Genomic DNA, 20,871 nt, shown 5'->3' on the forward strand with positions numbered 1-20,871 from the left:
GGCATAATGCTACTAGGGGATAGTCTGTTCTCTATTAAACTTTAAATCTGTCAATTAGTCCTTGTAACTCTTCAGCCATTTGAGATAACGTGCCCGCTGCGGATCCAATTTCCTCCATCGAAGCTAGCTGTTCTTCAGCTGAAGCCGCAACGTTTTGTGTGCTTGTCGCATTATTTTGCGCTGTCATTGCAATTTGTCCTACCGAAATAGATACTTCATTTGCCCCTTTTGACATTCCATTAGCCGTTTCAACCATCGTCTTAATTTGATTAGCTATTTCATTTGTAGATTGTAAAATTTCAGCAAAGTTTTGCTTCGTTTCATTTGCGATAACAAGTCCAGATTGAACTTCCTCATTTACATGATTCATAGATTTGACTGTCTTACCCATATCATCTTGTATTTCACATATTAATTTACTAATTTCACTAGAAGATACGCTAGACTGCTCTGCCAATTTACGTACTTCATCTGCAACAATTGCGAAACCTCTTCCATGCTCACCGGCTCTTGCGGCTTCAATCGCCGCATTTAAAGCTAGAAGGTTTGTTTGATCTGCAATATTTTGAATTACTTCTAAAATATCACCAATTTGTTTTGATTTATTATTTAGTAATTGTATAACTGCATCTGATTGTGACACAGATTCTGCAATAGACTGCATCTGGTTTACTGTTCTTCCTACTAGTTTCCCACCATCTTCTGCTTTTTCACGAGTATGTGCAGAAGCCGTATTAATAGATGATGAACTATTTGCTACATGCTGAATTCCTTCCGTTACATTAAACAGTAACATAGCGCCATTTTCTACGCTTGTTGTTTGCGTCGTTGCCCCACTTGATATTTCATCCATTGCGATTGTGATTTGCTCAGTCGCTTCACTTGCTTGCCTTACACTTGCAGTTAGCTCTTCTGATGCCGCTGCAACATGCCCAGCTGAATCGTTAATTCTTCCGATTAACGTCCGTAACGAATTCGTCATCTCATTAAATCCTTTAGCAAGTTGGCCGATTTCATCATTAGAATGAATTTCAATTGTTTGCGTTAAATCCCCTTCACTTATTTCTTTAGAGGTAACAACTAATCTCTTTAAAGGCTTCGTAATTGAAAGTGTTACAAAATAAATAAGTGCTCCACCTATTACTAATGAGATAAGCATAACAATTAACATATTATAAAATACAGGTTGAGCAGCTTCAATTACTTCACTTGAGTACATAGTCCCACCAATTTTCCAACCTGTTTTTACATTTGTAGCAAATACCATATTCTTTTCACTACCGCCATAAGAATATGAAAAAGCACCGTGATTATCTTCATAAATTTTCTTTGCCCAAGAATCAGCCGCTTTTTCCCCTGATTTTTCTTGTGGATGAGCAATTATTTTTTGCTTTCCATCTAAAATGAAGGCATATCCTTTTTTACCAATATTAATTAACTTTGATGTTTTTAATAAATTATCTAAACTTAAATCTAGCGCAACAACCCCATTTTTATCTTCTGTTTGTTTTGCGATTGTTACGACAATATGTCCATTTCCTTTTGCCTTATATGGCTCAGTAACAACAATACCACCTTGTTTTGCAACCGCATCTTTATACCAAGAACGCTCTGTTGGATCATAGTCTGCTGCCATTTGTATATTTGGTTCTTGTACAAATTTTTTATCATTTCCGGCAACATATACTTGTTCAACATCTTTATTTAAATTTATATATTGAGATAACATTTTTCTTAATTCATCCTGATTATCTCCTTGATACATATTCCCCTGAATCACCCGTGCAAAATTATTCACATCATTAAATTTTGCATCAATCATTTGATTGATTAAATTATCCAGTATTTTTATATTGTCGTTGGCACTACTCTTAATTTGCGATTCAAAATTCTTTTTGGCTGTTTGATAAGACATGCCTCCGATAATAGACACAGCCGTAATTAAAATTACAAAGAATGAAATTAATAGCTTTTTTGCTACTTTCATATCACGAAACAAATTTAATAGTTTCCCCATTATGAACCTCCTAATTTTCAAATTTAAAAGTTAAATTGAGTTAATTATGAATATTTCCCAATCCCTAATTATTATTTTCATAACCTATTATGATGAATACTTTGTAAAGTTTAAACAATTAAGTTCCCTTTGTCTATATATATGAATAATATTATTATAAAATTTACAAATAGAAAAAACCAAAAGGGCACCCTTTGGTTTTTACATTTTTTTATGTTGTTTAGAAAGCTTTTTCCACTTATCACGCTCTGCTCTGGCAAGGATTACATCTTGTTTTCTCATAAAATACGCCAGTTCTCTTTGTAATTTTTTATAGCTTTTCAAACGATCTATCGTAATAAGTCCGTTATCAATTGCACTATGCACCGCGCATCCTGGTTCATTCTCATGCTTACAATCACGAAAACGGCATGTTGTCGCAAGTTTTTCAATATCAGAGAATGTTGTTTGAATCGCTTCGCTTCCTTCCCAAAGTTGCAATTCTCTCATGCCGGGCGTATCAATTACGAGAGCGCCACTTGGCAATTGAAATAACTCTCGATGCGTTGTCGTATGCCTCCCCCTACTATCCTCTTCACGTATATCTCCCGTTTTTGCTACCTCAATTCCTATTAGCGCATTTAACAAAGTTGACTTTCCTACCCCTGATGACCCAACTAAAGCAATTGTTTTCCCTGAAGAAACGAATTGTTTCAACGAATCAATACCTGTATGCTCTAAACTATCAACAACGAAAATAGGAACACCAATTGCTATAGCTTCCGTTTCTACAATTTTCTGTTCTACATCATTACATATACTACTCTTTGTTAAAACAATAACTGGCATAGCGCCACTTTCATACGCTAATAATAAATAACGTTCCATCCTTCTAACATTAAAATCATGATTAAGTGCATTCACTAAAAATAAATAATCTACATTTGCTGCTATTACTTGTTCTTCCGTTCGAGTACCAGCTTCTTGTCTAGAAAAAGAGCTTCTTCTCGGAAAAATACGATGAATGATAGCTTTCTTTTCATTCTCTATTTTCTTTATATACACCCAATCACCAACAGCTGGATAATCTCCCTTCGTTACTGCTTCATGCCGAAACTTTCCAGACAGTTCTGCCATATATTCACCATCATTACAAATAATTCGATATATATGCTTATGCTCAAGTAAAATACGCCCTACTTCAAAGTTCTCTACAGCTTGTTCCCCAAAAAAAGAATCCCAGCCATACGATTCTAAAATATTTTGATTCAAATTGATATCCTCCCTAGTTTAAGCTAAGTGGAAGGATAGTGCGCTCACTTATATCGTTTCGCCCTTTCCATCCACCTTTGTATTTGGTTTATTATTCATATAAGTTATTTTCGCCATAATACATCACCCCGTTCTTATTTTAATTACTCTCATTATATGGAATTCTCCTATAAAAAGCTACATCATTTAACGTAATTTTCAAATAACTCATTTTTGAGCATTCTAATTTGTCCTCGGTGACTAATTTCATCTTCTAGCACATGAAACCAAAGATAGTGCTGGTTATATACTACACCGTTAGGCCACTTTCTTTCTGACATGAGCCACTCATTACCTTGTTCACTTAAATACTTCAGAGATTCTTCTCGAACACTTTGTAGAAGTTGTACATAATACTGTATTTCATGACCACAGATGGCTCTACCTGCTTCCCCTAAATACAATGCATCTTCCCATATTTCTAATTCTTCTTTTGTAAAGTCACGATCTTGAAATGAAATAAGCTGATGAACTTTTTCAATAGCTGCTATATGCTTTAATAAGGCGCCAATTGAATTTCCGCTGCTCTGCATAATTAAATCTAATTGCTCAACTGATAAATTTTTTACTTCGCCTAATGTTACAGCTCTCGTATGCTCAAGCATGCTTACTAATTCCCCTATTTTTTTTGTATAACCATCTACACTTCTTATTCGATAATCTATATTCATATGACGCACCCCTTTCTGCATTCATATTATTGTAAAAATGATTCATATAATAGACTGAAATCTATCGAAATTTTCTGTTATAATTAAATTGAATACAAAATATACCCAAACAAACTTTCTCAATATGCTTATATGAAATATTAAAAGGAATCAATATAAAATAATCGAATCTTATTCACTAAAAGGAGTGGATTCGATGGAAATGTATCAATGGCTAACCGCTGTTCTCGTTGGTGGCATTACTGGCTTCGTTTCCCATCTAATCAATAACCAAGGTAAGTTATTGCTTCCACGCCGTTTGAAAACTTTTTTTCACTTTGGATTTTTAACTGATGTTTTTACCGGTAGCCTAGCTGCACTTCTTGGACTCGTTTTATTCGATGTCACCGCAATAAAAGAAATTATAAAAGTATCCATTGTAACTGCTATTTCCGGTCAAACTTTCTTACTACATCAAGCTCTTGGTGGCGAACAGGCTAAAAATACGCAAATTGGGAAAGCTGATGAGAAGATTCAAGAAATTGACAAATTATTGCGACGTTAGTGTATACTTTCTTTTAAAATTATTGTTATAATGAGAAATAAATATTTTCTATTGCGTCGTTTGTCAGGAGAAAGGGTGTTTCGTATGACAAAAAAGAAAATAGAAGATTTCTTAACAAACTCCGAAAAAGAGGAACTGCTAGAAAACTATAAATGTTTACGAGAAGCCCGCACAAAAAGCGAAGCTAACTATTTTGGTGAAGCAGTAAACCATCTATTAAATAAAGCAAAACAACGAATTATTAAAGATGCAGGTATACATGATGAAAATGCTGCAACTGTTCAATCAAAGAGAAAAGCACTGTTTTAGCTACATTAGCTAAAACAGTGCTTTTTATTACAACATTTTTCACATTACTTTCACATCTATTTCACAATTATAAGTACTCCTATATGTTAAACTAAGTATATCCTTTTCCGAGGAGCTATATGCCGATATATAAACCCCTATCTATATAGGGTTTTTTTATTTTCCCATAATTTTATTACAAATCCTTTTCAATCATACAGCTCAACGACGAATTATTAAAAATACAGCAACTATGCAATCAAAAAGCACCTTTTTAACTTATCCTAAAAAATTGTTTTTTGATTTACTAAAACTTTATGATGCAATTCCTTTTTCATTATCTTTACTAATGTTTTCACCTTTTCTAAACAGAAATAAAGCTACAACATATAATAACGCTGTAAAGCTACCTACTAGTATAAAATTGTGAGATGTTGCAAATAACATTCCTGCTATTACCGCACCAATCATTTGGCCAATGTACATCGAGGCGTTAGCAAGGGCAGCACCTGTTCCTCTTGCTACACTAGACATGTTTTGTAAGTGCCTCATCATTAATACAAACAAAATTCCTGTCACAAAAAACAAAGCAAAGAACAATAACTCCACCAATACAATGTTCTTTACATGTGGAAGTAATACATATAGCACTGCTGTAAATATAATTCCACCGTAGAAAGAAAGGTTATAACCAATTTTATTTACGATTCTAGGACCAAAAATATTACCAGTTAAATTTCCTAATCCTACTACGAGCATAGCTGTACCTACTTCATGAACTTGTAAGCCAAATTGAATGGAAAGCCATACACCAAAAAATGAAAATGCAGCAAAATTTCCGGTTTGAAAAACAAAGTATGCAAAATAAGAAAGTGAAACCTTTGAATCTGTAAGTAATTGTTTATAACGCTGTAAAATCACTTTTTTATTTCCACCTATATGAACCGACTGTATTTCTGGTAATACAACATAAATAAGAATAACAAGTAGTGCTGATAATATACCAATGAAATAGAATGGGATTGTATAATGTATCGTTGCTAAATAAGCTCCCAGTGGCAGCCCTAAAATTTGAGAGATTGATAACCCTGCTGTTGCAACCCCAATTGCTTTCACAATTTGCTTTTTCTCTATAAGGAGCGGAATGGATGCCCACACTTGTGGAGATACAAAAGCTGCACTTACACCTGCTAAAAATCTAAATGTTAGCATCCATAAAAAACTCGGTGCAATTCCACACAAAAACGTACTTATTGCAAAAAAACTCATACCTAGTACCATCACTTTTTTTTCTGTTTAATCCATCTGATATAGGACCAGCAATAAGCGCAAATCCAGCATACCCTAAAGCATACGAACTCACCATCCATCCTGACAACTCGGTTGAAACATGATACACCTGTTGTAATGTCGGCAACAGTGGTGAAATTAAGAAAGTATCTGTACCGATCATAAACATTATCGTGAAAAATACAGCTAGTACTCTATTCATTTAGACCTTCTCCTTATATAAACAGAGGGTACTATCCCTCTGTTTCACTAATCTTCTAAAATAGATTGGATTTCTTTCATGACTCTTTCATTCAATGAAACGTCTACCGCTTTCACACTTTCTCTTATTTGCTCTGCCCGCTTTCCACCAGGTATAACTGTATCAATTCCTTCTTTATTTAATAACCATGCTAACGCTAAATGAGACACTTCAATATCATTTTCTTTAGCTTGCCCTTTTAACTTTTCCACTTTCTTAAAATTACTCTTATATGTATTTTCTTCAAATAGATTTACATTTTGGCGCCAATCGACTTCGTTCAATTTAAAATCTTCTGTATATTTTCCACCTAATATTCCAAAAGCAAGAGGCCCATATGGAATAAATGAAATACCCGCTTCTATACAATACGGCAACAGTTCTTCCTCAGCCGTACGTTCTAACATATTGTACGGAGATTGTACAACATCTATATGACCATGTTGGTTCGCTTCTTTTAATTGTTCTATGTTTACGTTCGATATTCCAATTGAACGAATTTTCCCTTCTTCTTTTAAACGAGTAAGCTCTCCGATTGAATCTATGTAACTTGTTTCAGGATTTGTAAAATGTAAATAATATAAATCAATATAATCAGTCTGTAATCTTCTTAAGCTATTCTCCACAGCATTTCTTAAATAACTTGGTTCATTGTTAATATAAGTTTCTCCATTTAACAACGGTTGAATTCCACCTTTTGTAGCAAGTATAAACTCATGACGTGTTCCCTTTAATACTTCTCCTACTAATTCCTCTGATCTACCGAAACCATATGAATCTGCTGTATCAAAAAATGTAATCCCTTGCTGAATAGCTTCTTCTACTAATTGCTTTCCCTCTTCTTCATTCACATCAGCATATAAATTATGTCCCCCTACTGCATTTGTACCTAAACCCAACTTTGAAATATTTAGTCCTGCCTTTTGCAATTTTGTATACTTCATTTTTTCTCCCCCTATATTTCTATTGTTCGAATATATTTGAACAATAGAAATATATCACTTTATATGTTATAGTGCAAATATCTTAACTTATACAAGTAGGTGAAATATGCGTACACTCTATCATCCAAATCGAGAAGAAATTCAATTTTCTTCTGTCTTATATGCACTTAGCGATCAAATCCGTTTACAAATTGTAAATATGTTACTAAAGAAAAATGAACAATCTTGTGGTGCTTTAAACATTCCTATTGCGAAATCAACTTTATCTCACCATTTCAAAGTTTTACGTGAGTCAGGTGTTATGTACACACGCCTTGAAGGAACACAACGTTTCATTTCAATTCGTCAAGAAGATTTAAATGCTAGATTCCCAGGTTTGTTACAAGTTGTATTACATGCGACAGAGCCATATTAAAAAACATCTCATATTCATATGAGATGTTTTTTAATATGGCTATTCTTTTAATAAATCTATTAATCCATTCCCTTCAGATGTACGTTCGTACCCTAAAGGTACAGTTCTTTTAATGAGTTGTGCATATATTTCCGGCTCTGATAACTTTCGACCGTATTCTTTCTCACACTGTTTAATGAGCAAGGCGAGCGCCCCAGCAACATGCGGCGTCGCCATGGAAGTTCCACTTAACACAGCATATTTCCCATCTGGATACGTAGATAATATTTCATCACCTGGCGCTACTAGATCAATTTCTTGATTTGAATTACTAAAACATGCAATCTTCCGCTCTAAATTCACAGCACCAACTTCAATTACCTCAGAATAAGCACCTGGGAAATCTAATTCTTCTGTTTCATCATCGCAATCTCCATTATTTCCAGCAGCACATACAACGAGAACATCCTGCTTTACCGCATTTTGAATTGCTTCATGTAATTCTGGAACATCTTGCGGACCACCAAGTGACATTGAAATAATTCTCACTTTCTCTTGATTCGGCCCTCTCCAATTTACAGCATAATGAATTGCCTCAATAATTTGCTCATAACTTCCAGAACCATCTCCCGCTAAAACTTTTAATACTAACATTTTAGCAAGTGGTGCAACTCCTAATACACCGACACCATTTTCAGTCGCGGCAATCGTCCCCGCTACATGAGTACCATGTCCGTTATTATCAAGATACACATTTGGATCAGCTTCATAATCTTTTGTGAAATTTCTTCCGTCGATAATACGATCTTTTAAATCTATATGATTAGTATCACACCCTGTATCTAATACGGCAACGACTACATCTTGCCCCTTCACACTCTTTTCCCATACTTGCGGAGCGTGAATCATTTGTACACCTGGTGGAATTTCATTTACTTGTTCTACCACCTTATTTACGGTAAACGGAATCAATTGTATACCTTTTTGTTTATTCACTGTACTACTCATCGTAATCCCTCCTGAAAATGTATTATTTTCATTTCAGACCACTTTTGAATACTTGTAAATGTAACATTCGTTTTATTCTTTTTGTTTTCCTTCTTTTCAAATATTTCTCAACATCATTTACTAACTCTATACTACTTTTTTATTTTCCCTATGATTTGTAGGAAGTAACACCCCATGTCGTTCAACTACTAACCAAAATAAGAGAACCAATTAATGGTCCTCTTACAGTCTTTTAAAAGAATGATATGTAATTTGAAAAATAATATAAATTAAGACTAAACCTCACTCTTGTTTAAAAACTTTTCTATTTCTTTTACTAAATATTCCGCTCCCTCTATCCCAACAGTAATATTTCCATTTGCTAATGATATGTTCTGTTCTGAAACATCACCTGTGATTTGGCAAGCATTGTAAGGTTGATATTTTTGTAAAATGATTTTATCTGCTTCTACAAAAATTTCAAGCGGTGATTTGATTTGTATTCCCAATACATCGCGTAATTCTTTAGGGATAACAATTCGTCCTAATTCGTCTACTTTTCGAATAACTCCTGTTGCTTTCATATTTCTCCCCCCCTTACTCTATATTAATTTTTTCACCTCGCTTTTTCCATTTTATCACTTTTTGGCAATACTTGCCTCTTTTTAGAAAATTTTGTACTCGAGTTAAAAAAACACATTTAATGCATACGTAATCTCTCTTTCAATTGTTTTACATAACTTGATCTTATAAGTAAGAAGTATACAATTTGAATACCTATGAAAATACTTAATACAACTGTATTTTCTTTAAACAATGAGTACTCAAACATTTGCCCTAACGCAGTTAAGGCTACTGCCCCATGTAATGTTGCAACACCAATTGGAACGAAGAATAAAAGCGCCAATCGAATTGTAACTACCTTCGATAATTCCCCACTCGTCAATCCAACTTTTCGAATCATTTCGAACAAGCGAACATCATCCTCCAAATCGGAGAATAAACGGAAGTAAAGGAAACTTCCTGCGCAAACGAAAAATACTATACCAATAAAGAAACCTACAAATAAAATCGGTCCTGCAATTTGTAAACTTTGGTTTTGTTCGTACTCTTCCGCACTAAACGTTGACTGTTCTTGATACGGTTTAATTTGATGAGTAAGCTCTTTACCAATTTCAATCTCATCTTTCGTTCTTTCAGTTTTATACATATAATCTTTTGTCTCTATAAATCCATCTTGTAATGAATCATATTGATTATTAGAGATTACATAAACATTTCCTCTTAATATTTTCCCCAATGAAGATGAAGTAACTTTTTTCACCTTTAAACTTTCATTCATATTGGGTAAAGTAATTTCTTTTCTTTCTTTCATCGCTGGCCCTGGTATATCAGCTGACAAAAATACAACCTCTTTATTTGCTACAGTATTAAATGGTTCTCCTGTTAACTTTGCATATTCCTTATAATCTGATTCTTTTATAAAAGTGGCGCTTCTTAACGACTGTTCCTCCGTTTTCTTTGTCGAAATATTAGTTTTTGAAGCTGCTATATTATGTTTCTTTAATCCTTTGTCAATCATTTGTATATGTTGTGATTCGTTACTATTCCCTTGCTTAGAATGGTAATGAAACGCAATTGGTCTCTCCATTATCCCTTTCGTCATGGATGCGAAGCCGACTAATGTCCCTATTGCGGAAAATGCTACAGTAGAAATAATGGTTACAATAAAGAACATTCTTGCGTTATCTCTCATGCGATACGCTAAATCTGATAACGTAATAATATTAGTCTGTGTCCAATAGAAACGTTTACTTTTTTTACATAATCGAATAATAAAGACACTCAGCTGCTTGTACAACAAATACGTCCCAATAATAACTACCGTTGTAACAGGAATCATCATAATAAATACCATTGCGCCATGCGATAGAAGAGCTCCTACATAGCCAGCGCTAAGCAATACTACTGCTAATATTGAAGAAATGATTGATGCTTTCGGTTCCGGTTTTGCCTCTGCTGACCCTCTAAACAACTTCATAATTTTATTTTTACGAATCATTCCTGCACTAAACAATGATATGATCATAAATAATATGAAAAACATAATACTTGTTACAACAATTGCTTTCATCGGTATGTAATAGGATAAGGAGATATCTAGTTTTAATATCATCGGGGCGACAAATAGTAATACCCCTGAAAATAACATACCTGAAAGAATACCAAAAATAATTGCCCCTATTCCAATCATAATATTTTCAAAAAAGATAAGACGCTTTAATTGATATTTCGTCATACCTAGCATCATTAAAATTCCTAGCTCACGCTTTCTCGTTTTTAAAAACATTCCCATCGAATATAAAATAAAGAAGAATGTAAATAAGTAAATAATAGACTGTGCAAAAGACATACTTACGAATACGTACTGACCCAATTCTCCTGCACTTAATGCCGGATGAAACGCAAAAAATGAATACACAAAAAAGGCCATAATAGCAAATGCACTACTCAAAAAATAGGCTGAGTATGTCCGTCTATTTCGCGTTACATTCCGATATGCGAGTTCTCTAATGTTCATATTACTTCTCCGCCCTTCTTTCTACTAACTATGTTTTTATATTAGTAAAGTACGGAAATACCTTCCATCGATTCAAATGACAAAAACCTTACAGTTTTGAAAGGTTTAAAAAAATTGCTTATACGTAGTACTTTATTTATAATGACTACATTCATATTCATACACACATCCTATTGTATATTCGTTAATTTTGCGAAATAATAAAGGATAGAAGTATGTACCATTATACATATAAACTTATTTACCGCTTTAATATGAATAGGAGGAAACATAATGACATTACAAGAACAGATTATGAAAGCATTACATGTTCAGCCTGTAATTGATCCAAAAATTGAAATTCGTAAACGAGTTGATTTCTTAAAGGATTATGTAAAAAAAACAGGTGCAAAAGGATTTGTACTTGGTATTAGCGGCGGACAAGACTCTACATTAGCAGGACGCTTAGCACAACTTGCAGTTGAAGAAATTCGTAATGAAGGTGGTAATGCAACGTTTATCGCCGTGCGTCTTCCTTATAAAGTACAAAAAGATGAAGATGATGCACAATTAGCATTACAATTCATTCAAGCAGATCAATCTGTTGCATTTGATATTGCTTCGACTGTTGATGCTTTTTCAAATCAATATGAAAACTTATTGGGTGAATCATTAACAGATTTCAATAAAGGTAACGTGAAAGCACGTATCCGTATGGTTACTCAATATGCAATTGGTGGACAAAAAGGGCTACTTGTTATCGGAACAGATCACGCTGCAGAAGCTGTAACAGGGTTCTTTACAAAATTCGGAGATGGTGGTGCAGATTTATTACCATTAACGGGATTAACGAAGCGCCAAGGACGTGCATTATTACAAGAGTTAGGTGCAGACGAGCGACTTTACTTAAAAATGCCAACAGCTGATTTATTAGATGAAAAACCAGGTCAAGCTGACGAAACAGAGTTAGGTATTACTTATGATCAATTAGATGATTATTTAGAAGGTAAAGCAGTTCCAGCTGACGTTGCAGAGAAAATTGAAAAACGTTACACAGTGAGTGAGCATAAAAGACAAGTACCAGCGTCAATGTTTGATGATTGGTGGAAATAAATAAAACATAAAAAAGAAGCTAATCTCATTTAGCTTCTTTTTTATATGTTAACGATATACCCCTACTCTTTTCTCCAATAAATCTTGCAGGCAATCTTCATGCTGTTTACAAAATAACGGTGGCATGTCGTCTAACGGGAAAAACTTCAAATCCAACGTTTCATCACCATCTACTTTTTTTTCGCCTCCAACTATTGAGAATGAAAAGAACATCGTAATTGACTGTGCCTTGTCTCCATTTGGATATGATTGAAAATATTTTGTATACACTCCAATAAGCTCATTTATTTCTACATCATACCCGGTTTCTTCTTTTATTTCTCGGATTGCAGTTTCCGCAGCCGATTCTCCTATCTCCATTGCGCCACCTGGAAAGCCCCAAGCGTTAAAGTCTCCTCTTTTTTGCAGTAATACTTCCCCTTCTTTATTAAATACACAACCACCGGCAAAGTTTAAGAAAACATAATCATGCCCTACTTTTTCACGTAATTCTTTTATATAATTCGCCATTCTCTTCCCCTTTTCATACTTCTTCTATCGCTATTTCTTATCTTTTTCAAGCAATTCAATAATTCGATCTAGCTTCTGGTTCATATTAATCACGTGGTGTTTCTTTGCAACGCTGCTTTGTAATACTCTTCTAATAAACAAAGTAAATGATATGAAAAACAAAACGATAAGTCCGATTACTAAACAAGTATATATCAATGTGAAAATATTACTTTCGAACAAGTTCATTCAGCATTCACATCCTCTCCTTTTTATTTTATCACATAATTCCCAATATTTTAAAGTGATCAACAAATATAAAAAGAGCATCTTTTACAGATGCTCTTTCTCATTGCTTAATACGTAAATGTAATTGTCGCCAATGAATAACCAGCCAATGCACTATAAGGCGCTACTTGATAAGACACACGCTTTGCACCTTTTGGCCAATTTATTTCATTTAATACTTTCTTTATATCTTGCATCGTCCCATCCATGGACTGCTTATATCGCACTTCTACTTTTTCTGGTTTGGCTGCAAACTGTTGCTGCAACTTTTGCTTAAATTCATTATAATTTTCTGCTCCGTATTCTGCAGATAAGTATTGTAAATTTGTTTCTTTTAACATCTGCTCATATACGACCGTTTTTGAGCTACCAGCTTTTATTTTGTTTGTTAATTCACCAAAATAACTTGTAGTTGCTGCTGGATATTTACTACGATCCCAGTCGTGATCTTTACTTAACTGTTCGTCAGACATGTTAAAATATGAGTAAGTTACACGCCCTGCTTTATCTGGTACTGGATCATCAAATGTAGTATCTAGGTGATACCATTTGTTTTCAATGTTCACTAAATTCCACGCGTGAGCTTGTCCGTTTCCTGTGCCTGTTACAATATGGTTTTGAATACCTGCCTCTTTTAACAACTCATACGTTAATAATGTATATCCTTGGCAAACGGCAGAACGATTCGCTAATGCTTCATATGCTGTATACGCTTGATAAGACGTATCATAAGACACATGCTTAACAACGTAATCGTGAATAGCTTTTACTTTCTCATGCTCATCCATCCCTGGTTTTACAATTGATCCAACAATTGATTTCGCCTGAGCTTTTACATATTGAGTTTGTTCTTTTGATTCACGGTATTTTACTTGCAGTGTAAACGTATAGTCCCCTGGCATTCCTTTAATAGAATATCTAGTAGACGCTACATTATATTTTACATACTCATCAGCATCTACAATTTTATTAAACTCACCATACAATTGATCCATAATATTTCTAGCATTTCTATCTTTTGTTTTATATGTGATTGTAATATTTTCTTCTCGATTATCAATCTGTTTTTTTAATTCTTTTCTGAAATCATCTAATAACTTTACATCTGATTGTGCTGTCACTGTAGTCGGATTTGTAGCTGCATAAGATACAGATGACGCTTGCAAGCCTCCCATTACTATAGTTGAACAAAGTGCGGCAGCTGTCACATACTTACTTGTCTTTCCCATCTTGTCACTCCTTATATTCTATAACTATACGAAAAAGTATCGTATAGTTTCAGAGTATACAATACTTTTTCGTATAGGTCATATGAGATTATGCATATTAACTAATTCACATAAAAAGGTTGTTCTTTTTAAAAGAACAACCTTTTTTCATTAGCATGTTTGTAATACACAGCATGTATTTTCAAAACGTTGATTTTTCAAATCTTCATTACTAATACAGAAATATAGCATCCCTAGTTCTCCCCAAACCATATTACAATTTTTATGATCTGAATCAATTTGGAATAAAAGAGTCATTTGTTGCGGGTCTACTCCCATATATTCTCCTGTCTCATATAACACTTCCTCTTGTACAGAGAATGGCTCACCAAAAATTTGATGGTTATCGTAGTTATCCGGAATTAGCTCTTCAAGTAATTGCAAGAAACGATCTGAATCAGCCTCATCTTCAATGAAAAGTTCTGGTAATTTGTATGTCAGTTCAAAAGTAATTGTACACTGGTTATATTTCGCTTGTACTTCATTTCCTCTTCGTAATTGCTCTACAGGAACATCATAATAAAGTACACGCCCAGCCTCTGTTAGCTTCACATTTTCTTCAAAATAATTTTCAATGCAAAAGAAATACAGCATCCCCGTCTTAGGAAGATTGTGATCCATACCAACGTTTTGTAAATCACTTAAGTTAAATTGCGCGATAAATTGTAGTGGATTTCCTTTATGCTTTGGATATTCAAATAAAGCTGGTAAATCAGGAACTCCTCCCATTTTCGAACTACCTATCGCAACAGTTTCCTGCTGCTTTGGCACAACTTTTATACAAGGAAATACAGTATTAATAAGTTCATCTTTCAAGTGTGTTAGTTCATATTTATCAATTAATACTTCAATTTTTTTATTCATAAATTCTCCTTACATTTACATACTTATTTATATCATAGTACAAAGATTATACTTCATTCTTTACAAAATCAACAAGCCTCCAAAAAACGGGCTTATCCTTCGTACGCGAACAAGTTTAAAAAAGCATACTATACATTGTTCCTACAAACACGATAGTTCTTTAGTTCTTCCAGTACATTTTCCCCTCGTTCATTTTTATTTTTAATATAAGGAGGAATTCCACATGGGTTACGGATATAGTTGCGGCGGTTACGGTTACGGCGGTAGCTGTGGTGGTTGTGGTTACGGAGGTTTCGCTTTATTAATCGTTTTATTTATCCTTCTAATCATCATCGGAGCTAGCTGTTGGGGCGGCTTTGTAGGCTGCTAGTAAACTTAAAAACCATTGTAAAAAAGCACGTACACTACGTGCTTTTTTGCCATTTCCAAATCTTTTATTTGAAAGGAAGTATGTTTAATGAAGATCGATGGTGTTTTTGAAGGAGGCGGTGTACGCGGTATTGCACATGTTGGAGCGATTTGCGCATTAGCCGAAAAAGGTTATGAATGGGAACGTGTAGCTGGAACATCAGCTGGTGCAATTATCGCGGCACTTTTAGCTGCAGGATATTCTTGTTCAGAGCTAAAAACCATTATAACTGATATCGATTATAACAAATTTACGAAGAAAACCTTTATTGACAAAATCCCCTTTATCGGAAAAGGACTAAGTGCATGGACTACTCTAGGTATATACTCTAATGTATTTATAGAAGAATGGATTGAAGAATTACTTCGAAAAAAAGGTGTTCATTTATTTACTGATTTACCGGATCTAAACAAACTCAAAATCATCGCTTCTGATATTAGTAATGGTAAAATGGTTGTCTTTCCTGACGACTTACCAAACTACGGATTTTTAAATTATCGCTTCTCTATCGCTAAAGCGGTAAGAATGAGTAGTACAATCCCCTTCTTCTTTGAACCCGTAAAATGGAGAACTCCAAAATGGAAGCAGCCTTGTTATATGGTTGATGGAGGAATTCTAAGTAATTATCCAATTTGGATCTTCGATTCACCTACCACTCCTCGCTGGCCGACTTTCGGATTTCATTTTGTAAAAGATGAGATTCAAGCTGACCCTGCTCACTATAACGAGCCTATTTCTATGTTCAAAGGACTATTTAAAACAATGATGCAAGCTCATGATTTACGTCATTTAGATAAGGAATCAAAAGCAAGAACGATTACAATTCCAACAGGAACGATTACAAGTACTAATTTTGAACTGACGAAGGAAGAAAAAGAATGGCTTTACAATTCTGGTTATAACTCTGCTAATAAATTTTTACAAGCTTGGAACTTTAGGCAATATATTGATGAATATAGAAAAGGAAATCAAGACCGAAAGACAAATCGATTTTTTCGTCAACTTGACTCATAATATTATTACTTTGCATATAAATACGAGAACGTTTAACAACTTAATAATAAATAAGCCTAGTAATTTCTTATATTACTAGGCTTATTTATTATTATATAATCTCGTACATTGTTTAAGGATACGTTAACCCTTCGGCTTCCTCTGCAGTAATAACTATGTAACGATTTCCCGTTCTTAATCCTAACAGTTCTGCTTTTTCAATCGCTTCTTGCTTCGTCTCCGCATAAGCAGCTAAATATTTTTCTCCATTGATCATTTGGCAAATTACATATTGTTTCATTACTTTCTCCTCTTACTTTTTCATTAGTTGTGCAAGTTTTTTTATACCTATTTCAATTTCTTCTAACGTTGCGTATGAATACGATAGGCGCAAAAATTGATTTGCACTTCTATCATATAAAGTACCTGGGTTTAATAAAACCTTTTCTTGCAGAGCTTTATCAAATAAACTGCGATATGAAATGGGTACTTTTATATGTACCCATATATAAAATCCCCCTGTTGGTTCATGCCAAGTTGCTATTTCACGAAGATATTTATCTAACATTAGTAACATAAAATCTCTTCGTTTTTTCAATTCACTTCTTACAAAGCGCAAATGCTCATCATATAGACCATTTGTAAACCACTCCGCTGCAATTTGCTGGGATATAGTGCTTGAACCATAATCTGTTTGCATTTTTATGTCTGACAATCTTTGAATTACTGGCTCAGGTCCAACAATCCATCCAATTCTTAACCCTGGACTAATTACTTTGGACATGCTTCCAATATGTAGTACGATTCCATTTTTATCATAGGCTTTTAAAGGTTTCGAACAAGGTGCATCAACCCATAAGTCTTGATACACTGCGTCCTCTATAATAGGTAATCCAATTTCATTACATATTTCCATCACTTCTATTCGTTTCTTCGCATTCATACTAAAGTTCGTTGGATTATGAAAAGACGGGATTGTATATAAAATAGATGCATTAAATTGCTTCTTATATTTTGTAATATATGATGTATTTAAACCGTTCTCATCCATTGGTATTCCAATGAAACGCATTCCTGCGGATTGAAAAACATTAAGCGAATATAAATAGGATGGTTTTTCTAATAAGATGGATGCCCCTTTTGGAAGCAGCCCCATAGAGATAAGTTGCAGCGCTTGAATTGCTCCTGAAACAATTAATATAGAGTCAGGAGATACATATACACCATGCCCCTTTAAGTATTCGGAAATCTTTTCCCTTAAATAAAAATTTCCTTTCGGCTCTTCATACCCAAGCGTCACATTTGACTTTAAAAGCTTATTCATAATTTCTTTCATCTTTTTCTCAGGTAAGAGACTCGGCGCGAGCTCACCTGTTCCTAATCGAATTACATGTGGATAAAATTCAGCTTGATTAATCTCCTGAATAGCTGGGAGATTCGGATAATGAAGTCCTGTTTCTACATAAGACTGCCAATTAGGCGGGGGTGCGTAAGTTGAAGCATTCTCATTATTATTTACAACAATTGTTCCTTTCCTGCCATTCCCTTCAATGTATCCCTTCGCAACTAGTTCATCGAAAGCCATTACAATTGTGCTTCGATTCACACCAAATGTATGTGCCAAATCTCTTTGTGAAGGTAATTTCGTTCCAACGGTCCATTCTCCATTAACGATCCTTTCTTTTATATACGTTTCTATTTGTTTATACAGAGGAGTCGCTAGAGACATATTCGGTTTCCAAACGAATCTTTCCATTATATCACCTTATATTCTTTTTGGTTGGTAACCTCCCCAACCATATGGATGGATACAAATTTTCATTTCTTCTATACAATATACACTATCATAATGAATTAAAATAGGAGGTAATATGATGAGTGAAGCAATTATTCATGGTATCATTCTTGCATTTGGACTTATCATTCCATTAGGTGTACAAAATGTTTTTGTCTTTAACCAAGGTGCGAGCCAACCAAACATTTGGAGGGTAGCCCCCGTAATATTAACTGCCTCTATATGTGATACGTTACTCATATTGATTGCAGTGCAAGGTGTCTCCCTTGTACTCCTTACTTTTTCTTGGCTAACTAACTCGTTATATATAATTGGATTTTTCTTTCTTCTATACATGGGCTTTGTTATTTGGAGAAGTAACCCTTCCAACGATGTAAAACAAGAAAAAAGTATGCCCTTAAAAAAGCAAATCCTTTTCGCAGCATCAGTTTCGTTATTAAATCCACATGCTATTTTAGACACAATCGGTGTAATTGGAACAAATTCTATTCAATACATAGGAAGTGAAAAATGGGCTTTCACACTTGCAACTATTATCGTTTCTTGGATTTGGTTTATAAGCTTAGCTTTAGCGGGGAAATTTCTAAAAAGACTAGACTCAACCGGAAAGACAATTTTATTATTAAATAAATTTTCTGGTCTCATCATATGGGGTGTCGCACTTTATATGTTAAAACAAGTTATTTATTCTTAATGAACGAAAGAGAATTACATGTTACTCAAAACATCATGCAATTCTCTTACAAATTATGAAGTAGGTTCCGGTTTCTGTTTTACCGCCTTTGCATCCTTTGCTGGTTTAATCCAAATGATTGCTATGACAGCACCAATGGCAGCGAAAATACTAGTCAAATAAAACACTTCATGGTCCGCCCCTTTCATGAAAAAAGAATATAAAGGTGGTCCAGCTGCTACACCGATAAATCGCATTGAACTATAAAAGGACGTAACCGTTCCCCTCTGCTCCTTTTCAATTCCTTGTGTAATGAGGGCATCTAAACATGGGAGAGCCATACCAATCCCTATCCCCATAATAACGAGACAAAGAAGTAGTAAATAAATCCCTTTTATAAATAAAGGAATGATGACTGATGCAGCTGCCATTAAAAAACCAATATAAATACACTTCTTCATAACATTTTGATTATCTCCAATTTTTTTACCGGCCATATATGAACTAATTGACAGTACAAGTAACGGGATAGCAAGCACACACCCTTTCCATATACCATGAATGTCATACTTTGATTCCAGTATAGTCGACAAATAAAAGAGAATTCCGAATAAAATAAGCATAATAATTGCACCTAATGCAAAAATGGCAATTAACCATCTTCCTTTTTCTCGAAACGTAGAAAGAATAGATTTTATAAACTCTTTAAGTGGTGGTACTTCTCCTTCTTGTTTCTTTGCCTTTACTAGAACAAGTAATAAAACAATTGATACTACGCATAAAACTGGAATCGCCCAAAACGGTAAGAACCATACAACAGCAGCAAGAGCAGACCCTAAAATAGGGCTCAGCACTTTCCCAAATGTATTGGATGTTTCTATGATTCCTAAACCTGTACTAACTTGTTTTTCGTCTTTGTATAAATCACCAACACACGGTATAACAACTGGCATTGCACCAGCAGCACCAATACCTTGAATCGCTCTACCAATCAATATCCAATTGTAGGGATTATCAACTTTCCAAGATACCCAACCAGTTATCGCTCCTCCTATAGCTGCAATCAGCAAACTCGGAACCATTACCATCTTTCGTCCCCATCTATCTGATAAATAACCAGCAATCGGTATAAGTAGAATGGCTACGATAGAGTAAATTGTAATAATCATGGATACTTGAAACGATGAAATATGTAATTTCTTTTCAATAGTCGGCAGAATTGGGATGAGCATTGAATTCCCTAATGTCATAACAAGTGGAACTGATGCAAGCGCAATTAAACAACAGTTTTCTTTTTTTAACATGTTGGCTTCGAAACCTTTCATCATATATTTCTTACCATATAATAGCCCCGCTGGAACGTAACTTTTCATTCCACCAGGGCTATTACATCTTTACTACTTCCCATTCACAACAAAAGAAATTGGGGAAATTATAGTATTATTCCTATTCTTTGAATCCAGTTCACAATATATCCATACCAATTAATTGAAAAAAAAAGAAAGGAAGAATCCTTCCTTTCTCCTATAACCTTCTACAATTAGCGAGTATATCCGCCACCAAGTTGTTGTTCTGCCATCGCTACAAGGCGTTTTGTAATTTCACCGCCTACAGAACCGTTTGCACGTGAAGAAGTATCAGCGCCAAGTTGTACACCAAACTCTTGTGCAATTTCATATTTCATTTGATCTAAAGCTGCTTGTGCTCCATGTGATGCTAATTGATTAGAATTACGATTTCTAGCCATTACCAA

The 20,871-nt window shown here is 34.4% G+C and carries 22 protein-coding genes and 1 pseudogene; 7 read left to right on the plus strand and 16 right to left on the minus strand.

The window, feature by feature from the left end; all coding sequences use genetic code 11:
- Positions 1-34 precede the first annotated feature (34 nt).
- The 3 genes from ACS2FK_RS15070 to ACS2FK_RS15080 all read right to left on the minus strand — a co-directional run bounded on the left by ACS2FK_RS15070 (position 35) and on the right by ACS2FK_RS15080 (position 3,978).
- Positions 35-2,017 (minus strand): HAMP domain-containing methyl-accepting chemotaxis protein, encoded by a 1,983-nt coding sequence (locus ACS2FK_RS15070; protein ID WP_063547097.1) that lies wholly within the window; start codon positions 2,015-2,017, stop codon positions 35-37.
- Positions 2,018-2,218: 201 nt separating this feature from the next.
- Positions 2,219-3,268: a ribosome small subunit-dependent GTPase A gene (gene rsgA, locus ACS2FK_RS15075; protein WP_001073090.1), complete on the minus strand. Its 1,050-nt coding sequence runs from the start codon at positions 3,266-3,268 to the stop codon at positions 2,219-2,221.
- 182 nt (positions 3,269-3,450) lie between these two features.
- Positions 3,451-3,978, minus strand: coding sequence for a DinB family protein (locus ACS2FK_RS15080; protein WP_001018101.1), 528 nt, complete (start codon positions 3,976-3,978; stop codon positions 3,451-3,453).
- A gap of 196 nt (positions 3,979-4,174) precedes the next feature.
- Here ACS2FK_RS15080 and ACS2FK_RS15085 point away from each other — a divergent pair, with 196 nt between their 5' ends.
- Positions 4,175-4,522 (plus strand): DUF4257 domain-containing protein, encoded by a 348-nt coding sequence (locus ACS2FK_RS15085; RefSeq protein ID WP_000426321.1) that lies wholly within the window; start codon positions 4,175-4,177, stop codon positions 4,520-4,522.
- Between the two features lie 84 nt (positions 4,523-4,606).
- Positions 4,607-4,831, plus strand: a complete 225-nt coding sequence (locus ACS2FK_RS15090; RefSeq protein WP_000162602.1) for a hypothetical protein — start codon at positions 4,607-4,609, stop codon at positions 4,829-4,831.
- Between the two features lie 294 nt (positions 4,832-5,125).
- On the opposite strand, the pseudogene ACS2FK_RS15095 reads toward ACS2FK_RS15090, so the two are convergent.
- Positions 5,126-6,302, minus strand: a pseudogene (locus ACS2FK_RS15095) (MFS transporter).
- 47 nt (positions 6,303-6,349) lie between these two features.
- Entirely contained in the window at positions 6,350-7,285 is a 936-nt protein-coding gene (locus tag ACS2FK_RS15100; protein ID WP_063547096.1) for an aldo/keto reductase, read from the minus strand.
- A gap of 106 nt (positions 7,286-7,391) precedes the next feature.
- Between ACS2FK_RS15100 and ACS2FK_RS15105 the strand changes: the two genes are divergently transcribed.
- Positions 7,392-7,700 carry an ArsR/SmtB family transcription factor gene (locus ACS2FK_RS15105; RefSeq protein ID WP_001259912.1) on the plus strand — a complete coding sequence of 103 codons (309 nt, stop codon included), beginning with the start codon at positions 7,392-7,394 and terminating at the stop codon, positions 7,698-7,700.
- A 39-nt stretch (positions 7,701-7,739) separates the two neighbouring features.
- On the opposite strand, the gene ACS2FK_RS15110 is transcribed toward ACS2FK_RS15105, so the two are convergent.
- From ACS2FK_RS15110 to ACS2FK_RS15120, 3 genes are all read right to left on the minus strand, one after another.
- Positions 7,740-8,687: a serine protease gene (locus ACS2FK_RS15110; protein WP_063547095.1), complete on the minus strand. Its 948-nt coding sequence runs from the start codon at positions 8,685-8,687 to the stop codon at positions 7,740-7,742.
- A 275-nt stretch (positions 8,688-8,962) separates the two neighbouring features.
- The gene (locus ACS2FK_RS15115; protein WP_000648324.1) at positions 8,963-9,250 is read right to left on the minus strand and encodes an AbrB/MazE/SpoVT family DNA-binding domain-containing protein; all 288 of its coding nucleotides are present in this window, start codon (positions 9,248-9,250) and stop codon (positions 8,963-8,965) included.
- Positions 9,251-9,366: 116 nt separating this feature from the next.
- On the minus strand, positions 9,367-11,247 hold the full coding sequence (locus ACS2FK_RS15120) for an FtsX-like permease family protein (RefSeq protein ID WP_063547094.1): 1,881 nt from the start codon (positions 11,245-11,247) through the stop codon (positions 9,367-9,369).
- A gap of 273 nt (positions 11,248-11,520) precedes the next feature.
- On the opposite strand from ACS2FK_RS15120, the gene nadE reads away from it, so the two are divergent.
- On the plus strand, positions 11,521-12,339 hold the full coding sequence (gene nadE, locus ACS2FK_RS15125; protein ID WP_000174891.1) for an ammonia-dependent NAD(+) synthetase: 819 nt from the start codon (positions 11,521-11,523) through the stop codon (positions 12,337-12,339).
- A gap of 48 nt (positions 12,340-12,387) precedes the next feature.
- Here nadE and ACS2FK_RS15130 read toward each other — a convergent pair whose 3' ends face one another.
- From ACS2FK_RS15130 to ACS2FK_RS15145, 4 genes are all read right to left on the minus strand, one after another.
- The gene (locus tag ACS2FK_RS15130) at positions 12,388-12,849 is read right to left on the minus strand and encodes an NUDIX hydrolase (protein ID WP_023521733.1); all 462 of its coding nucleotides are present in this window, start codon (positions 12,847-12,849) and stop codon (positions 12,388-12,390) included.
- 30 nt (positions 12,850-12,879) lie between these two features.
- A complete protein-coding gene (locus tag ACS2FK_RS15135; RefSeq protein ID WP_001048104.1) occupies positions 12,880-13,077 on the minus strand; it encodes a DUF4083 domain-containing protein in 198 nt (65 codons plus the stop codon).
- Positions 13,078-13,184: 107 nt separating this feature from the next.
- Entirely contained in the window at positions 13,185-14,345 is a 1,161-nt protein-coding gene (locus ACS2FK_RS15140) for a transglutaminase domain-containing protein (protein WP_000520862.1), read from the minus strand.
- A gap of 150 nt (positions 14,346-14,495) precedes the next feature.
- Positions 14,496-15,248, minus strand: coding sequence for a YwqG family protein (locus tag ACS2FK_RS15145; protein ID WP_001034827.1), 753 nt, complete (start codon positions 15,246-15,248; stop codon positions 14,496-14,498).
- A 223-nt stretch (positions 15,249-15,471) separates the two neighbouring features.
- On the opposite strand from ACS2FK_RS15145, the gene ACS2FK_RS15150 reads away from it, so the two are divergent.
- Together ACS2FK_RS15150 and ACS2FK_RS15155 are read left to right on the plus strand one after the other, a co-directional pair.
- Positions 15,472-15,618 (plus strand): YjcZ family sporulation protein, encoded by a 147-nt coding sequence (locus tag ACS2FK_RS15150; RefSeq protein WP_000540425.1) that lies wholly within the window; start codon positions 15,472-15,474, stop codon positions 15,616-15,618.
- An 87-nt stretch (positions 15,619-15,705) separates the two neighbouring features.
- The gene (locus ACS2FK_RS15155; protein WP_000686790.1) at positions 15,706-16,671 is read left to right on the plus strand and encodes a patatin-like phospholipase family protein; all 966 of its coding nucleotides are present in this window, start codon (positions 15,706-15,708) and stop codon (positions 16,669-16,671) included.
- A 112-nt stretch (positions 16,672-16,783) separates the two neighbouring features.
- Here the strand turns inward: ACS2FK_RS15155 and ACS2FK_RS15160 are convergent, their stop codons facing one another.
- Both ACS2FK_RS15160 and ACS2FK_RS15165 read right to left on the minus strand, forming a co-directional pair.
- A complete protein-coding gene (locus tag ACS2FK_RS15160) occupies positions 16,784-16,951 on the minus strand; it encodes a DUF3933 family protein (protein ID WP_000816389.1) in 168 nt (55 codons plus the stop codon).
- A 12-nt stretch (positions 16,952-16,963) separates the two neighbouring features.
- On the minus strand, positions 16,964-18,406 hold the full coding sequence (locus ACS2FK_RS15165; protein WP_063547093.1) for a PLP-dependent aminotransferase family protein: 1,443 nt from the start codon (positions 18,404-18,406) through the stop codon (positions 16,964-16,966).
- Between the two features lie 118 nt (positions 18,407-18,524).
- Here ACS2FK_RS15165 and ACS2FK_RS15170 point away from each other — a divergent pair, with 118 nt between their 5' ends.
- Positions 18,525-19,139, plus strand: a complete 615-nt coding sequence (locus tag ACS2FK_RS15170) for a LysE/ArgO family amino acid transporter (protein WP_001287319.1) — start codon at positions 18,525-18,527, stop codon at positions 19,137-19,139.
- A 53-nt stretch (positions 19,140-19,192) separates the two neighbouring features.
- On the opposite strand, the gene ACS2FK_RS15175 is transcribed toward ACS2FK_RS15170, so the two are convergent.
- Both ACS2FK_RS15175 and ACS2FK_RS15180 read right to left on the minus strand, forming a co-directional pair.
- Entirely contained in the window at positions 19,193-20,422 is a 1,230-nt protein-coding gene (locus ACS2FK_RS15175) for an MFS transporter (protein ID WP_063549286.1), read from the minus strand.
- Positions 20,423-20,658: 236 nt separating this feature from the next.
- Positions 20,659-20,865, minus strand: coding sequence for an alpha/beta-type small acid-soluble spore protein (locus ACS2FK_RS15180; RefSeq protein ID WP_000113545.1), 207 nt, complete (start codon positions 20,863-20,865; stop codon positions 20,659-20,661).
- Between the last annotated feature and the right edge of the window lie 6 nt (positions 20,866-20,871).

Origin of the sequence: Bacillus cereus group sp. BceL220, assembly GCF_051776965.1 — a bacterium.
GTDB lineage: Bacteria > Bacillota > Bacilli > Bacillales > Bacillaceae_G > Bacillus_A > Bacillus_A cereus.

Excerpts from the sequence above, each read along its gene's own strand:
- ACS2FK_RS15150 (WP_000540425.1), top strand. The coding sequence starts at position 15,472 with ATGGGTTACGGATATAGTTGCGGCGGTTACGGTTACGGCGGTAGCTGT.
- ACS2FK_RS15140 (WP_000520862.1), bottom strand. The coding sequence starts at position 14,345 with ATGGGAAAGACAAGTAAGTATGTGACAGCTGCCGCACTTTGTTCAACT.
- ACS2FK_RS15160 (WP_000816389.1), bottom strand. The coding sequence starts at position 16,951 with ATGAAACAATATGTAATTTGCCAAATGATCAATGGAGAAAAATATTTA.
- ACS2FK_RS15145 (WP_001034827.1), bottom strand. The coding sequence starts at position 15,248 with ATGAATAAAAAAATTGAAGTATTAATTGATAAATATGAACTAACACAC.
- ACS2FK_RS15110 (WP_063547095.1), bottom strand. The coding sequence starts at position 8,687 with ATGAGTAGTACAGTGAATAAACAAAAAGGTATACAATTGATTCCGTTT.
- ACS2FK_RS15100 (WP_063547096.1), bottom strand. The coding sequence starts at position 7,285 with ATGAAGTATACAAAATTGCAAAAGGCAGGACTAAATATTTCAAAGTTG.
- ACS2FK_RS15165 (WP_063547093.1), bottom strand. The coding sequence starts at position 18,406 with ATGGAAAGATTCGTTTGGAAACCGAATATGTCTCTAGCGACTCCTCTG.
- nadE (WP_000174891.1), top strand. The coding sequence starts at position 11,521 with ATGACATTACAAGAACAGATTATGAAAGCATTACATGTTCAGCCTGTA.
- ACS2FK_RS15120 (WP_063547094.1), bottom strand. The coding sequence starts at position 11,247 with ATGAACATTAGAGAACTCGCATATCGGAATGTAACGCGAAATAGACGG.
- ACS2FK_RS15130 (WP_023521733.1), bottom strand. The coding sequence starts at position 12,849 with ATGGCGAATTATATAAAAGAATTACGTGAAAAAGTAGGGCATGATTAT.
- ACS2FK_RS15170 (WP_001287319.1), top strand. The coding sequence starts at position 18,525 with ATGAGTGAAGCAATTATTCATGGTATCATTCTTGCATTTGGACTTATC.
- ACS2FK_RS15085 (WP_000426321.1), top strand. The coding sequence starts at position 4,175 with ATGGAAATGTATCAATGGCTAACCGCTGTTCTCGTTGGTGGCATTACT.
- ACS2FK_RS15070 (WP_063547097.1), bottom strand. The coding sequence starts at position 2,017 with ATGGGGAAACTATTAAATTTGTTTCGTGATATGAAAGTAGCAAAAAAG.
- ACS2FK_RS15090 (WP_000162602.1), top strand. The coding sequence starts at position 4,607 with ATGACAAAAAAGAAAATAGAAGATTTCTTAACAAACTCCGAAAAAGAG.
- ACS2FK_RS15135 (WP_001048104.1), bottom strand. The coding sequence starts at position 13,077 with ATGAACTTGTTCGAAAGTAATATTTTCACATTGATATATACTTGTTTA.
- ACS2FK_RS15155 (WP_000686790.1), top strand. The coding sequence starts at position 15,706 with ATGAAGATCGATGGTGTTTTTGAAGGAGGCGGTGTACGCGGTATTGCA.
- ACS2FK_RS15080 (WP_001018101.1), bottom strand. The coding sequence starts at position 3,978 with ATGAATATAGATTATCGAATAAGAAGTGTAGATGGTTATACAAAAAAA.
- ACS2FK_RS15105 (WP_001259912.1), top strand. The coding sequence starts at position 7,392 with ATGCGTACACTCTATCATCCAAATCGAGAAGAAATTCAATTTTCTTCT.
- ACS2FK_RS15115 (WP_000648324.1), bottom strand. The coding sequence starts at position 9,250 with ATGAAAGCAACAGGAGTTATTCGAAAAGTAGACGAATTAGGACGAATT.
- ACS2FK_RS15180 (WP_000113545.1), bottom strand. The coding sequence starts at position 20,865 with ATGGCTAGAAATCGTAATTCTAATCAATTAGCATCACATGGAGCACAA.
- ACS2FK_RS15175 (WP_063549286.1), bottom strand. The coding sequence starts at position 20,422 with ATGTTAAAAAAAGAAAACTGTTGTTTAATTGCGCTTGCATCAGTTCCA.